Source organism: Rickettsiella grylli (assembly GCF_000168295.1).
GTDB classification, from domain to species: domain Bacteria; phylum Pseudomonadota; class Gammaproteobacteria; order Diplorickettsiales; family Diplorickettsiaceae; genus Aquirickettsiella; species Aquirickettsiella grylli.
The window spans coordinates 1,006,979-1,020,953 of the sequence record NZ_AAQJ02000001.1; the positions used below are offsets into that span (position 1 = coordinate 1,006,979).

The window sequence follows — 13,975 nt, forward strand, 5'->3', positions numbered from 1 at the left end:
TGCTTTCGTATTCATCTCTCACTGATAATAAAGCACTTAACTGTAGTTTAACTGAATTCAATCGATTCTATGAAAATAAATCTATCACACCGTGTTTCCCAAATTAAACCCTCACCCACGTTAAGCCTATCGGCAACGGCTAATCAGCTTAAAGCTCAGGGAAAACCGGTTATCAATCTGACGGTAGGCGAACCCGATTTTGATACGCCTTACCACATTAAACGCGCTGCACACCAGGCGATAGACGATGGGTTTACTAAATATACTGCCGTTGATGGTATACCGCGTTTAAAACAAGCCGTTATTGATAAATTTAAGCGCGACAATCAATTGGATTATTCCTTGGATCAGGTCATTATTTCAAGTGGTGCTAAACAATCCATTTATAATCTGATGCAATCATTATTAAACCCAGGGGATGAAGTTATCATTCCGGCACCCTATTGGGTTTCCTATCCTGATATCGTTTTATTGGCAGAAGCCAAACCTGTTTTTATCCCCACTTCCACAGAATCTTCTTTGAAAATCACACCGCAACAACTCCAAGCAGCGATAACCGATAAAACGCGTCTTATGATTATTAATAGTCCTTCAAACCCCTCCGGGATGGTTTATACACCCACTGAATTAAAACAACTTGCTCAAATCTTATTACGCACTCCTCATGTCTTTATTCTTACTGATGACATTTATGAGCATATCTATTGGGGGGACCAACCTTTTAAAAACATCCTTAATGTTTGTCCAGAATTAGCCAACAGGACCCTTGTATTAAATGGTTGTTCAAAAGCTTATGCGATGACAGGTTGGCGCATCGGGTATGCGGCCGGGCCTAAAACGATCATTCGAGGCATGATGAACCTCCAGTCACAAAGTACCTCTAACCCGAATTCAATCGCTCAATTCGCGGCTACTGCCGCTTTAACCGGTCAACAAACCGATGTCCTACACATGAATAAAATTTACCATTGGCGTCATGATTTTTTTGTCGCCGAGCTCAATAAAATCCCGGGTATACATTGCCTACCCGCACAAGGTGCTTTTTATAGCTTTCCTTCATTTCATGCCTTTATTGGCGAAGATAAACCGTTTGCTTCTGATTACGAACTGGCCGATTTCTTACTGAACAACGCTCATGTTGCTGTAGTCCCAGGTTCAGCTTTTGGCGCACCGGGTTATTTGCGACTGTCCTATGCACTTGAAGAAACCCTTTTAGAAAAAGCATTATTACAATTAAAAACAACATTAATGAATGCAATGCCTTTAACGTAAAGGCTTTTTATCATCAAAATCAAGCGCCTCATCCGCGACAACGCCGCGTGTCTCTTTAAGAAAAAGCGCCAATACTGCGGCGATAAGAAATGCAATGGGAATTATCGTTAATGCATGTTGAAAACTTTCAATGGAGAACGCCATCAAATTCCCACGAATATGGGTCCCTGATAACACATCTAAAATTTTTCCAATCAACGGTTGAAATAAAGCGCCGCCTGACATCACTAATAAGTTGGTCACCGCAATCGCGGTTCCTGCTAAGGCCTGAATATTCAGTTCTCGAGCAACAGGGAAAATGATCACTTGTGCGGAACTACAGAGGCCAAAACTCAATAACAAAAGTCCTAAGTAATCATGAACCATAAATGGAAAATAAATAAGTAACGTAAATAATAAAGCCCCTAATAAAGCCCCTATAATAAGGGGTCGACGTCGATTACCGATTTTGTCGGATATCCAACCGACTAATGGACACCCAATCGCCCAGCCTAGAAAAATTAATGATATTTTAACTGCCGCAGACGAATTTGATAATCCATAAACCCGAATCAAATAAGGAATTCCCCATACTTCTGCAAAAGCGGAAAGTGATAAGTAAAGAAGGGTTCCGATGACGCCGACTAACCATATTTGTGGATTTCTAAAAAGTTTAAAAACAGCTGAAAAAAACTTGTCATAACTCAACATGGGATCAGTGGGTTTGTTGTTAGCCACGTTAACTGTTTTGGTCGAAGGAATGACATACCATAAGCCTGCAGTTAATAGTAACCCAATGACCGCTGCAATATTTAAAGTGACGTTTGACCCTAGGGAAAACACAAGCTTTGATAAAATAATATCCCCAGTCATTGCGCCTATCATACCCAGTGACGTGGCCATCCCTGCAATAAACGCAAAACGAGAAGGCGGGAACCAGATTGAAGCCAATTTAAGGACACCTACAAAAGCAAAAGCCGACCCAAATCCGACTAAAAACCGACCTAATTGCGCGGTAGACAGGTTATAATGAGCGAATAAATAAGTCCCTAAAGCACACAGTAAACAGGCAAACACTAATAACTTTCGAGGCCCAAATCTGTCCATCATGATACCCACCGGCAATTGCATTGGCGTATAGGCATAATAATAAAAAGCAACTAAATTTCCGAAAGCGACACCACTGATATTAAACATTTTGAGCAAGTCTTCTGTCATGACACTCGGTAAAATGCGCAAAAAATATTCATAACAGTAGAAAAGAGCCCCTAAACCGCATACTAACCAGGGAAAAAGGTCAATACGTTTCTTCGGCATAAGTCATACCCCCAGAATTAATAGAAATGAAAATAGGCACATGGAATTAAAAATTAAACGATTTTTAAACAAGCTATGCCAAAATTGGATTAACTAAGTAGTTTCTGCTGGATTAGATTTTTCAGCGACTTTAAGTGTATGCTTATATTTTTGTTTGAACTTATCGACCCGACCGCTGGTATCGACAATTTTCTGTTTGCCGGTATAAAAAGGATGGCATTTTGAACATACTTCTATCGTAAGTGACGGTTCACCCAACGTGGAGTGCGTGTCAAAACGATGACCACAGCTGCATGTAACAGTAATTGCGTTATAGACTGGATGGATATCTTGCTGCATAATAATTTTTATATCCCTTGAATAAAATGAGGTCGGCATTATAACAGAACAAATTATAAAACAAAATTTTTGACTCCCTGCTACTGAAAATAAGGTCTAATGTTAAAAAGTAAGCTATTTGGCAGTGGGTGCTTTATCCAAAAATCAATATCAGGATCAACGGGAAAAAATGGGCGCCCGGGAGCGTGGTGCAGTCTATATTAGAACGAAGGATACGCCATCTGAAAACAAGGATAAGGAAATAATTTGGTAAAATTTTCAAGTTTCAGTCAAAAATATCGATTTTTTTTCCATCTTCTATTGACACTTTTTAATTTCAGTTTTCAACCCGCTTTTGCCTCAACGCATGGCATACAAATTGCCTATGGGATGGGAAAACCTGATCATTTAAAAGGTTATCGGCTCTCTATTCAACAATTTTGGCCGTGGGCAGGTTTTGAGACGTCGCATTTAAATGTAACCGGTTATTGGGATCTCAGCGTTGCAAAATGGCGTACGAACCCTCCACTAGCGGATCAACCCCGCGCTATTCATATTTTCGCCATATCCCCGTTAATGCGCTTACAAAGCCGAGAAGCGTGGTTACTTTCTACTCAGACTTATCTAGAGCTTGGGATAGGAGCCAGCTTTCTTTCTAACCATCATTTAGGTCATCGAAATTTAGGAAGTCAATTTGCTTTTCAAGATTTAATGGGCTTTGGTCTACGTTGGCGAATCAATAAAACCTTAAAAGGAACATTGAGTTACCATTATTTACATTACTCGAACGCCAGCTTATTTCCTCCCAATCAAGGAATTGATGTAAAGCATTTATGGTCGCTGGGTTGTGAATTTTAATGATAACTCTATAAAAAGGTCATTTTTTCGTCTTTTAAGGATCATTATAAAAAAGATTTTTTATTTGTTTTGTAAAATACCCTGTTCATCTTATACTTACTCGCAACAAGAGGATGGATTTTTCAAGCGAATAAACCCATGGTCAAAAGCAAATCAATCGTTGAATACCCTGAGCATCAAGCCTTACGTTCTTTTACAGAAAAGGCCTATCTTGACTATTCCATGTCTGTCATTCTTGATCGTGCCTTACCTCATATTGGTGATGGATTAAAACCCGTTCAGCGGCGTATTATTTATGCGATGTCCGAGCTTGGTTTAACCGCGCTTGCAAAGCATAAAAAATCAGCGCGGACCGTCGGTGACGTTTTAGGTAAATTTCATCCCCACGGGGATAACGCCTGTTATGAAGCGATGGTATTAATGGCACAAGCGTTTTCTTACCGCTATCCACTCATTGATGGACAAGGAAATTGGGGCTCTCAAGATGATCCGAAATCATTTGCTGCCATGCGATATACTGAATCACGTTTAACACGTTATGCTCACGCATTACTGACCGAACTTTCTGATGGCACGGTGGATTGGTTACCCAATTTCGATGCCACACTCGAGGAACCTAAACGCTTGCCTGCCCGTCTACCAAATATCTTATTAAATGGCGCATCCGGTATTGCTGTGGGGATGGCAACGGATATCCCCTCTCATAATCTGATCGAGGTCGTTAATGCCTGTATTCGCTTACTCGATGAACCGAATACGACATTAACTGATCTTTGCGCATTGATTCAGGGTCCTGATTTCCCTTCTGCAGCAGAGATCATCACACCTCGTTCAGAAATGTGCACCATCTATCAACAAGGTCATGGTGTTATTCGCGCGCGCGCGATCTACCGGGAGGAAAAAAACCAAATTATTATTACCGGACTCCCTTATCAAGTTTCAGGTGCCAAAATTATTGAACAAATTGCCGAACAAATCCGTGATAAAAAGTTGCCATTGATTGACGATTTACGGGATGAATCGGATCATGAAAGTCCTACACGGATTGTGATCATTCCTCGATCGAGTCGGGTTGATACCGATGCCCTGATGGATCATTTATTTGCAACAACCGATTTAGAACGCAGCTATCGTATCAATCTCAACATGATAGGTCTCGATGGACGACCTCAGGTTAAAAATCTGCGTGCCATCCTTCAGGAATGGCTCGAATATCGACAAACCACCGTAAAAAAACGTTTAGAATTTCATTTAAATAAAATTTTACAGAGGCTTCATCTTTTAGAAGGCTTTTTAATAGTCTATTGCCACCTTGATGAAGTCATCAACCTCATCCGTCAAGTGGATGATCCGAAAACCCAATTGATGCGTCACTATAAATTAAGTGACATTCAAGCAGACGCCATTTTAGAAATACGTTTACGACAACTTGCGAAATTAGAAGAAATTAAATTACGAGCAGAACAAAAAAGTTTAATCGCAGAACGAGATAATCTACAAAAAATTTTATCGTCAAAAACGCAATTAAAACGTCTTATTCGCTCTGAATTACAAGAAGATGCGAAGCGTTATGGCGACCTACGGCGATCCCCCTTCGTTGAACGACGCGCTGCACAAGCACTACAAAAAACCGAAATTATTTCTTCTGAACCCATGACGGTTATTTTATCAACACGAGGATGGATCCGCGCAGCAAAAGGCCATGATTTTGACGTCAGTGGCTTAAGTTTTAAAGCCGGTGATGCTTTAAAATCGACGGTACTCGGTCGTAGTAACCAGCTATTGGTTTTGATGGACTCGACAGGACGCAGTTATTCAACGCCTCTCCATTCGCTCCCTTCGGCACGAAGTTCAGGAGAACCTTTGACGAGTCGTTTTAATCCCCCGCCCGGCGTTCAGTTTGAAAGCATGATAAGCGGTAATCCCGATCAAGCAATAGTAGTCAGTTCGGATGCTGGTTATGGATTTATTACACAATTATCCGAGATGTATTCTAAAAATCGGAATGGAAAATCCTTATTAAAACTATCGGCTCATGCGCATGTTCTCCCGCTGTTAGCGCTTAACGCTATCGACTCGAGTTATGTTGCACTGGCTACGAATACAGGTTATTTATTAATCATTTCTGCATACGAGTTACCACAACTTTCACGTGGGAAAGGCAATAAAATGATGCAAATTTCTTCAAAAAAACGTGAACAACGTGAAGAATTTATAGCAAAAATAACAAGCTTACCTTCCAAAAACAGTTCATTACTCTTAACTTCTGGAAAAAAACAAGTGGTTTGGAAAGCGCGCGATTGGATCCATTATAGGGGTAAAAGAGGACAACGTGGTCGTAAACTACCCCGCGGATTACAAAAATTAGATAGTTTGACGTCGGTTTAAACAGTGATGGTTTATTTTAATCATGAATAAAAATATAAACTATGGTTTGTTTTTTTTACTCGCTGCTTTTTGGAGTGGTTCATTTGTCGCGATTAAAGCCGTCGTATTAGAAGTTCCTCCTTTTTTTGGCGCGGTGCTTCGTGTCGGCTTCGCTTTAATCACGTTAAGTCTTATTTTTTGCTTTTATAAAAAAAGTGTCGCTGTCCCGTTTAATCTGCGCTGGCGCATTTGGATCATGGGACTTTTCTCACAAGGACTTCCTTTTTTCTTCTTATTTTATGGTGAACAACATATTTCAGCCGGATTAGCCGGCATTTTAAACGGGACTGTACCGATTTGGACATTACTCTTTAGCTTAATTTCTCCCCAAACAAGAAATTTCTCTTTTTCAAAGTGTATCGGTCTACTCGTCGGTTTATTCGGCATTTGTATTATTTTTGGCCCATTACTTCGTTTTGACTCCACTTATTCTGCTTTTCTAGGCACACTCTCACTCTTACTAATGGCTATTTGTTATTCAGTGGGTAATTTACTCAATCAACGTATGTTATCAGGCCAAACCCGATTAGATTTTTTTGCCAACATTTATCATCAGCATTGGGCCAGTCTCATTTTTTTAACCTTCACATCGCTCCTTTTCGAACATTGGCCAAGTAGCTATCTGTTGTTTCATACGCCCATTATCTGGGCCGCTAGTCTTTATATGGGTATATTTTCCACCGCCCTCGCTTGGATTATTTATTATTATTTAATTCGCGAGTGGGATGCTGTCCGCGCAAGCACGGTCATGTATATTGTTCCTATCATGGCCCTACTTTGGGATTTTGTTTTTTTTCACAATCGTCCGCAATGGTCAGAAGTAATCGGCGTTGTTACTATTTTATTAGGCGTATTAATCATCCAATGGCCTAAAAATCTACCTCAATCATCACAGTCTTTATGAAAATCAAATAGGCTATTCGATTTTAGAGACGTTATAAGGCAATATAGCAATAGATAGTCTCTATTTCGATGTGCACATTAAAACTATATTACCTTACAATTGTATCATTCTAAAATTTAAACGACGTTTTTTATGGTCTATTCGTCGTCGTTAAGTTATTTGCATCAAACGTATTAAGCCCCTCAATGATTCGTTCTTCCTGTTCGTATCTTTCATTTTTATTGGTGTACGTATTTTTATTTTTTCCTGGTTTTTTAAATAACGCCTGTGCTAAAAGCAATGCACCCGTGGAGTTATTCATGCCCCCATCCATTTCTGAAATTGAACTCGAATTAAACGCACTAAGCTCACCTTGCGCCGCTTGACTGTGATTTTGAAAAAATCCTGTTGTATTTCCCAACAAAGGCAGTGAATCATTTAATCCGTGCATATTAAAAGGATCATACATGGATGTGTTTTCTTGCGGTTTTGAAGCCTGTTGACGCATTTTGAGATGCTTCACTTTTCCTTGATTCACGTTCGGCTCAGATAAGTTAGCACTCGAAACGTTTTTTTGTTTTACGATGTATTGTTCTAATTGTTCGGGGTTATCGAGGCGAACTTCATGGACACGAATATTATCCATATGATTTATTGATTCGAGATGAGCACCGTGTTGAAGCAAAGATTTAACGAGTTCTTCATTTTCATTATGTGTCGCAATCACTATAGGCGTTTCTCCCTCATCATTTTTAGCGTTAATATCCGCTCCTTGCTCAAGCAAATAGTTAACGAGTTTAATATTATTAGCGTATACAGCGCTATGTAGAGGCGTCTCTTCATGGTCATTTTTAGCTTCTAAACTAAAACCTTGATGGAAATATAACAAGTATTTCACCAGCTTGATATGTTCATTTGCACACGCGATATGGAGGAGCGTATTATTGTCACGGTCTCTAAAAACGGATAAATCCCCTATTTTTTTATTTCGCCCAAGAAAATCGATTATTCCTATGTTACCGTTTTCAACGGCTATAAATAAAATATTATTTCCGTTATTATCCCTAACGTCTATATCTGCATTTTCCAAGATAAGCAATTTCACGACCGACAAATGATTATTTTTAGCGGCAGATAGTAAGGGTGTATTCCCACTTTGATCTTTATCTTCGAATGAAAGTCCCTTTCTTCGAAAATATTTCACTAATTTTAAATAACCATTCCACGCCGCTGCATGCAATAGCGTTTGATCGTAATTGTCTTTGGTGTTTAAATCAGCCCCGTGCTCAACTAAATATTTAACGCTTTCCAATTGACCCTGCCATGTTGCATAATGCAAAGGCGTACTGCCGAACTTATTTTTAATTTCACGTAAATGAGCATGATGAGTCATTAGATAGCGTAACTTATTTAAGTCTCCTTGAGCTGCTGCAAGATGTAGTAATGTATTCCCCTTGTCGTCGACTTCATTCAAATTAATATTCAATGCTTTAAATGATCCAGTTTTATTGATCGTTTTGTTTTCCATTTTAATTTCCCTCTCATTAATTTCTTTAAATAGCTAGATAATGTGCAAGAAATATAATGGCATAAAATCAATACTTAAATCAACTTATTCGCTTTTTCTTTTGTGTCCTTTTTTATCATGTTTTTAAGTTTTTATTTTTATTAAAATTTTTATTTAAAAAAATTAATACATCCAACTAATGAGAACAATTTTGTTTAATCGCCAAAACCTGTTTTAAATGTTTAGCAAACAACGGCTTATTTTCATACCCCACTATTCTAAAGTCCGTTAATTCTTGTCCATTGGGCGTAAAAAAGAGGAACGTCGGTGGCGCGACTACATGGTATCGATGTTCTAACGCTTTATCGGATACATCATTCGCTGTAACGTCGGCCCTTAACACGATAAACTGAGCCATTAATGATTTAACGTGCGGTGTGGTCAATACGATTCGCTCCATCTCCTTACAGGATAAACACCAATCGGCATAAAAATCGAGCAATACAGGCTTATTTTGTTTTTTTGCTTGTTCTAAGGCTTTTTTTAATGCCGGAATCCCTTTAATACTGTGAAAATGACTCGTTTTCAAAACCCTGACTTGATCTGGATGTAACCCCCCAAAAGGTTGTGAATGACTTGGAATAACACGACCAAGCAACCATACTGCCATCCCCAGCATCAATACACCGAGAACGATTTTAATGCCGTTCATCCAAGGACCTGATCGAGGTAACCACTTCCCTGCTGACGTTCCAATAATTAATAACGGCACGCCTGAACCCAGACCTAGAACAAATAAAGCAAGCCCTCCCAAAAGTGCATTACCTGTATTGCCTATATATGTTAATACACCCACTAAAGGCGCCGTCACACAAGGTGAAATAACAAGTGTCGACAAAGCACCCATCAAGCTCACGCCGATGTAATTACCACCTTGCTGACGATTGGTCAGATGAACGAGTTTTTCATGCCACCGCGTGGGCAAACGTAATTCATAAAAACCAAACAAGGAAAACGCAAGAAAAACAAAAAGTAAACAAACGACAATAATAACTTCCGGGCTTTGTAAAAAGGCTTGCAAATAGCTGCCTGCTAAACCTGCAAAAACACCGGCGACCGAATACGTCAGTGCCATTGCAAAAACATACGTGAAAGATAGACTAAATGCTTTTGCTGTTGTTAATTTTTTTTGACCCAAAATGATAGCCGATAAGATGGGTATTAAAGGTAAAACACAAGGAGTCAAGGATAAGAGTAAACCAAATCCAAAAAAACTCAGTAGCGTCCAAAAAATATTATGATTTGCTAACAAGCGGGCTATTTTACTTTGTTCATTCGTTACTTTTAATGTTTTTTTTAAATCAGGCCTACTCTTCGCTTTCATCGTTTTCTTTAACTGATGGGGCTTCATTAATATTCCAGCATGATTGAACGTGATGTGTTTTACCACGGGGGGATAACAAAACCCGGCTTTCGCACAGCCTTGATAATGGATTTCCAAATGAAGTTTTTGGTCGGGAAGTGGATGCGCAAAATTTAATATGGTGTTCATCTGCCCTTGATAGATTTCATAGTCGCCCAGAAATGGATTATGTTTTCTGAGTCCTTTGGGGAAAGTCACTGACTTTATCCGTAGAGGTGTGCTTTTAAAATGAATTTTATTGCGGTAAAGATAATATCCAGGTTTAATGGTCCAATGTACCGTTAATGCTTTATTATTTAAACGCTTTACAAAAACGTGGAAAACCTGATCTGCCGGCAATACGTGAGGCGACGCATAAACAGGAAGCTCGATAAACAACAGTAAACCGAATAATATCTTTAAGCATTTAATAAAATTAAACAAAATGGCTTTCCTAAATGAATGAAGAGAAGTATAAATACCCCATCACAACGATTAAATACACTTTCCTAAACAATTTTCCTCGCCTATAGTACCAAAAAAACTAAATCACGCTAAACTATTCAATGAAAAATGAGGTCACCCATTTTGCTGAAAGGTAAAAGAAATTGAAAAAATCCGCTTAAAGACGCTTGTCGCAACCTCTTCGCTACTATATTATGGGGGTTCCTCTGACCTAATCAAGTCTCAAAGGATAATCTATATGCAAAATGCACTCGATCAACTTCCTGTTCTACCTATCCAGGTTGCTAGCGCTGGAACACCTCAACAGCCGCTAAAAACTTACGTTGAACAGGCTTTAGAAAATTACTTTTCACAATTAGATGGTAATTCACCTTCTAATCTTTATGGTCTCGTTTTAGCGGAGGTTGAATCCCCTTTATTAGAAGTCGTATTACGTCAAACACGTGGGAACCAAACCAAAGCCGCTAAATTGCTCGGTATCAGCAGAGGTACTTTACGAAAAAAACTAAAACAATGCGATCTTGCCTAGACCATAGATCAGTCAATTATTTTTGCTATAAAAAAAAATAACAACAATAAAAAATAATCTCTTTAAAAACACGCGAATTTAGCTGGATGTTTTTTCCTCCAGGACGGGTAGCTGTTCATTCCAAGAAAATTCAAATTATATTATTTCAATAGGAGCGCTTAAAAAATAAAAATTAAACCTTTTTAATTTTTGTCACTTGACAGACTCAGTACTGCTTTAGCACAATAGGCGACCTTGTGGCTATGTAGCTCAGTTGGTTAGAGCATAGCATTCATAATGCTAGGGTCGGTGGTTCGAGCCCACCCATAGCCACCACCATCATGATCTTCATTCAAAGACTTAGGGGCCTGTAAACCGTTTTGTGTAAGGACGTTGTTTTAGGGGAATCTACCCTCTAATTCGATAGCATCGCTTGAAAGCGATAGCTTATGAAGCACTTACATAATTTTATTTACAGGCTCAGAGATAAATTTATTTTTTAAAACGTTGATATTATTTCAGCACACTGTAGAAAAGATTGGCAAATTTCACCCTGATCTTCAAATGACCACCAGGCTGCTAATGCCGCTTTGCAAAAGGCCCAACCCAACACACGTGACCTATCAAATCCAGAAATCTCTATAAATTGATCTAATCGGCGTTTAATAAGCTTTTCATTCACTTCATCTTTCAAACGAGGAAAAGGAATTTCATACTCACGTTCACCTATCACGCCTTTGGGATCAATCGCTAACCAACAATATTTATCTGATAATAAAATATTGCCGTAATGCAAATCCCCGTGTAGTAATACCGGAGATTCCATCGAGGCTAATAATTCTTGGTTAATCGCATCAGCACGTTCAATCAAAGATTTCGGGAAAGGGCCTGTTTCACCTTGAAAATAGTGATAAAAACGCTGAAACCCCTGAAACCAATCAGCTAAGCTAGGAAATTGTGTAGTCTCTTGGCAAGGTCTATGTAGTTTCTGTATGAGTTCTACGCTGGCTACTATTCTTTGTGTTTCATCAAAAATTTCTTCTAGCAAAGTACCAGGTATTAGCCTTTCCAGTAACATAACACCAACACCCACTTCTGCATCCAGTAATTTGACAGACCCTCTACCACTAAAGTGCTGAAGAGCCGCTACTTCATTTATAAATTCTTTGCTAGGAACACCACATTTTAAAATAGCAGAATGCCCATTATCCAAAATCACTTCAGCAACAACATTAAAACTGGCGTTATTAAAACAATCTTTAATGATCAACTGCCATTTTTTGGCATACTGAGACAATAAGTGAGGTAAACTGTCTAACCACTCTCTACCTATCGGCCCATAGATACTCAGGATATTTTTGATTAATTCTTTGGGAAGCTGCATTATATTATCATAATGGTTTTCTTATTAACCTTTTACTCATTCATGGGTAACCCTCCTGGTCAGTAATTTACCAAAAAACTCTATTTAATGGTTGTGGTATTTTACGGGAGGGTTACCCAGGTACTCTAGCTTTTTTAAAGTCCTTTCACATTTAATGATCCAACATAGGTAAAATGAATTGCATTTTTGTAAGCTTATAGATATTATTCTCTTCTGTTCTATGCAGTATTGAATGACGTGAATGTTGTCACTGAACGAGGGAACAACGTTGTTCTGAATGATCCCTCTATAATATGGATGGCTTCTTCCTCTTGCCAACGTAATCCTATTTCCTCAGGAGTTCTATAAGGAATTAATGTTTGTATCGATGGTGGAGCTTGCTCTAGTTGAATAGAAATAGGCACCTCATTATCGCTTTCGTTAATTGTTATAATTGTTAATTTTTCACTCTCAGCCTTAAAAGCAGAGACATAAAGCGTAGAAGCAAGCTGTGGGCTATTCGTGGTGAGGCGATAATAACCCTCTTTAATATATCTTGAATAATTACCTAAAACATCATATATTTTGGTTAATTGATAATTGCCTACACCATCTGAAGAAATCAACGCTTCATTATTTTTACCTCTAATCATGCCTAACCAAAAAATAAAGGCATTAACGTTTTTAACTGCTAAAAATTTATGAATACAAATAGCGGCTTGCATACCTAATTCCATACTGGGATCGAACGATGTGGTCGCACAAGATTCAGTAATCCAAGCAGATTGATAATCCAAGGGTAATTGGCCAAGTGGGTTGGTATCGTAACTGACCTTACCTTTAAGGTTGGGTATTGAATAAGCATGACTCGCCAAGATATCAATATTTTTTTTATCTTTCATAAACCAAGAAACTAAATTGAGCATGATGCTATTGAATCCCCAATGCGCTGATTCTCCTACCATGATTTTTGTCTCTAAATTGCGTTGCTTAAAAATGGGGTTCATCTGTTTTTCGACAAAGGAAGCCGTATCAGAAGGCAGCCAAAGACAAACGTCCCACGGAGAGATGATGTTTTCTGGCTCATTTTGGGGAGACATGGCAAAAATGGAAAGCCCTGCTTCTTCATAGGCTTCAATATAATCAGCTAAAAAATTTGCAAATTCTGTATAATAATTTTTAGATAATTTTTTAAAAGCTGTTTTCATATAATAGGGCGGGCTCCACACACTAGGAACTATTTTAATATTTGGGTTTTGTTTTTTGACATTTTTTAACACCCAAAGCTGGGATCGACGTTCTACTTCATCTTGATCAGGATTATCGAAGTAAGGATCATTGGGAGGAATATTTAAATTAGCGTCCATATCGAAATTTCTTTCGCCGGGTTTAGTTGAAAAATTTGGGTGAACTTCTGTTCTCACCATAGACAATTGTAGGTCCTGGAATAAAGCTTTCATGATATCATCACGTTTTTCATCTCGAAAAAAAGGTATTTCACGCCCACCAAAGCAACCAAATCCTTCAATCGTTTGATGTGTTTCTAAGTAATCAATTTTTATAGTTTGTGTCATATAAACCTCAATTTTTAAAAAAATAATGGTTTATTATACTAATAACAATAAAAATAAACGCTTATATTATCTAGTACTTGTTTTACCCGCTTAAGAGTTAAA

Annotated in this window: 11 protein-coding genes and 1 tRNA gene; 6 read left to right on the forward strand and 6 right to left on the reverse strand. The window is 38.4% G+C overall.

Features of this window, described 5'->3' with window-relative positions; translation table 11 throughout:
- Window positions 1-69: 69 nt before the first annotated feature.
- Complete coding sequence (locus RICGR_RS04665; protein ID WP_006035608.1) at window positions 70-1,272, forward strand: pyridoxal phosphate-dependent aminotransferase; 1,203 nt, start codon at window positions 70-72, stop codon at window positions 1,270-1,272.
- Here the strand turns inward: RICGR_RS04665 and RICGR_RS04670 are convergent.
- Window positions 1,264-2,568 (reverse strand): MFS transporter, encoded by a 1,305-nt coding sequence (locus RICGR_RS04670; protein ID WP_006034856.1) that lies wholly within the window; start codon window positions 2,566-2,568, stop codon window positions 1,264-1,266. The genes RICGR_RS04665 and RICGR_RS04670 overlap by 9 nt on opposite strands.
- Window positions 2,569-2,661: 93 nt before the next feature.
- Window positions 2,662-2,907, reverse strand: coding sequence for a 50S ribosomal protein L31 (gene rpmE, locus RICGR_RS04675; protein WP_006035716.1), 246 nt, complete (start codon window positions 2,905-2,907; stop codon window positions 2,662-2,664).
- A 246-nt stretch (window positions 2,908-3,153) separates the two neighbouring features.
- Between rpmE and RICGR_RS04680 the strand changes: the two genes are divergently transcribed.
- The 3 genes from RICGR_RS04680 to RICGR_RS04690 all read left to right on the forward strand — a co-directional run bounded on the left by RICGR_RS04680 (window position 3,154) and on the right by RICGR_RS04690 (window position 7,075).
- Window positions 3,154-3,744, forward strand: coding sequence for an acyloxyacyl hydrolase (locus RICGR_RS04680; RefSeq protein ID WP_006034770.1), 591 nt, complete (start codon window positions 3,154-3,156; stop codon window positions 3,742-3,744).
- A 138-nt stretch (window positions 3,745-3,882) separates the two neighbouring features.
- Entirely contained in the window at window positions 3,883-6,132 is a 2,250-nt protein-coding gene (gene parC, locus RICGR_RS04685; protein ID WP_006035490.1) for a DNA topoisomerase IV subunit A, read from the forward strand.
- 22 nt (window positions 6,133-6,154) lie between these two features.
- Window positions 6,155-7,075 carry a DMT family transporter gene (locus tag RICGR_RS04690; RefSeq protein ID WP_006035259.1) on the forward strand — a complete coding sequence of 307 codons (921 nt, stop codon included), beginning with the start codon at window positions 6,155-6,157 and terminating at the stop codon, window positions 7,073-7,075.
- 130 nt (window positions 7,076-7,205) lie between these two features.
- Here the strand turns inward: RICGR_RS04690 and RICGR_RS04695 are convergent, their stop codons facing one another.
- Entirely contained in the window at window positions 7,206-8,582 is a 1,377-nt protein-coding gene (locus RICGR_RS04695; protein ID WP_006034657.1) for an ankyrin repeat domain-containing protein, read from the reverse strand.
- A gap of 175 nt (window positions 8,583-8,757) precedes the next feature.
- Complete coding sequence (gene dsbD / locus RICGR_RS04700; protein ID WP_006035158.1) at window positions 8,758-10,407, reverse strand: protein-disulfide reductase DsbD; 1,650 nt, start codon at window positions 10,405-10,407, stop codon at window positions 8,758-8,760.
- A 259-nt stretch (window positions 10,408-10,666) separates the two neighbouring features.
- Between dsbD and fis the strand changes: the two genes are divergently transcribed.
- Both fis and RICGR_RS04710 read left to right on the forward strand, forming a co-directional pair.
- Entirely contained in the window at window positions 10,667-10,957 is a 291-nt protein-coding gene (gene fis, locus RICGR_RS04705; RefSeq protein WP_006035819.1) for a DNA-binding transcriptional regulator Fis, read from the forward strand.
- 238 nt (window positions 10,958-11,195) lie between these two features.
- Window positions 11,196-11,272 (forward strand) — tRNA-Met (locus RICGR_RS04710).
- 163 nt (window positions 11,273-11,435) lie between these two features.
- Here RICGR_RS04710 and RICGR_RS04715 read toward each other — a convergent pair.
- Window positions 11,436-12,320 (reverse strand): aminoglycoside phosphotransferase family protein, encoded by an 885-nt coding sequence (locus RICGR_RS04715; RefSeq protein WP_006035670.1) that lies wholly within the window; start codon window positions 12,318-12,320, stop codon window positions 11,436-11,438.
- 218 nt (window positions 12,321-12,538) lie between these two features.
- Window positions 12,539-13,873, reverse strand: a complete 1,335-nt coding sequence (locus RICGR_RS04720) for a glycoside hydrolase (protein WP_006035067.1) — start codon at window positions 13,871-13,873, stop codon at window positions 12,539-12,541.
- Window positions 13,874-13,975 lie beyond the last annotated feature (102 nt).

What these genes read in the sequence shown, in the direction of transcription:
- RICGR_RS04665 (WP_006035608.1), top strand. Translation starts at nt 70, where the DNA reads ATGAAAATAAATCTATCACACCGTGTTTCCCAAATTAAACCCTCACCC.
- RICGR_RS04670 (WP_006034856.1), bottom strand. Translation starts at nt 2,568, where the DNA reads ATGCCGAAGAAACGTATTGACCTTTTTCCCTGGTTAGTATGCGGTTTA.
- rpmE (WP_006035716.1), bottom strand. Translation starts at nt 2,907, where the DNA reads ATGCAGCAAGATATCCATCCAGTCTATAACGCAATTACTGTTACATGC.
- parC (WP_006035490.1), top strand. Translation starts at nt 3,883, where the DNA reads ATGGTCAAAAGCAAATCAATCGTTGAATACCCTGAGCATCAAGCCTTA.
- RICGR_RS04690 (WP_006035259.1), top strand. Translation starts at nt 6,155, where the DNA reads ATGAATAAAAATATAAACTATGGTTTGTTTTTTTTACTCGCTGCTTTT.
- RICGR_RS04695 (WP_006034657.1), bottom strand. Translation starts at nt 8,582, where the DNA reads ATGGAAAACAAAACGATCAATAAAACTGGATCATTTAAAGCATTGAAT.
- fis (WP_006035819.1), top strand. Translation starts at nt 10,667, where the DNA reads ATGCAAAATGCACTCGATCAACTTCCTGTTCTACCTATCCAGGTTGCT.
- RICGR_RS04715 (WP_006035670.1), bottom strand. Translation starts at nt 12,320, where the DNA reads ATGCAGCTTCCCAAAGAATTAATCAAAAATATCCTGAGTATCTATGGG.
- RICGR_RS04720 (WP_006035067.1), bottom strand. Translation starts at nt 13,873, where the DNA reads ATGACACAAACTATAAAAATTGATTACTTAGAAACACATCAAACGATT.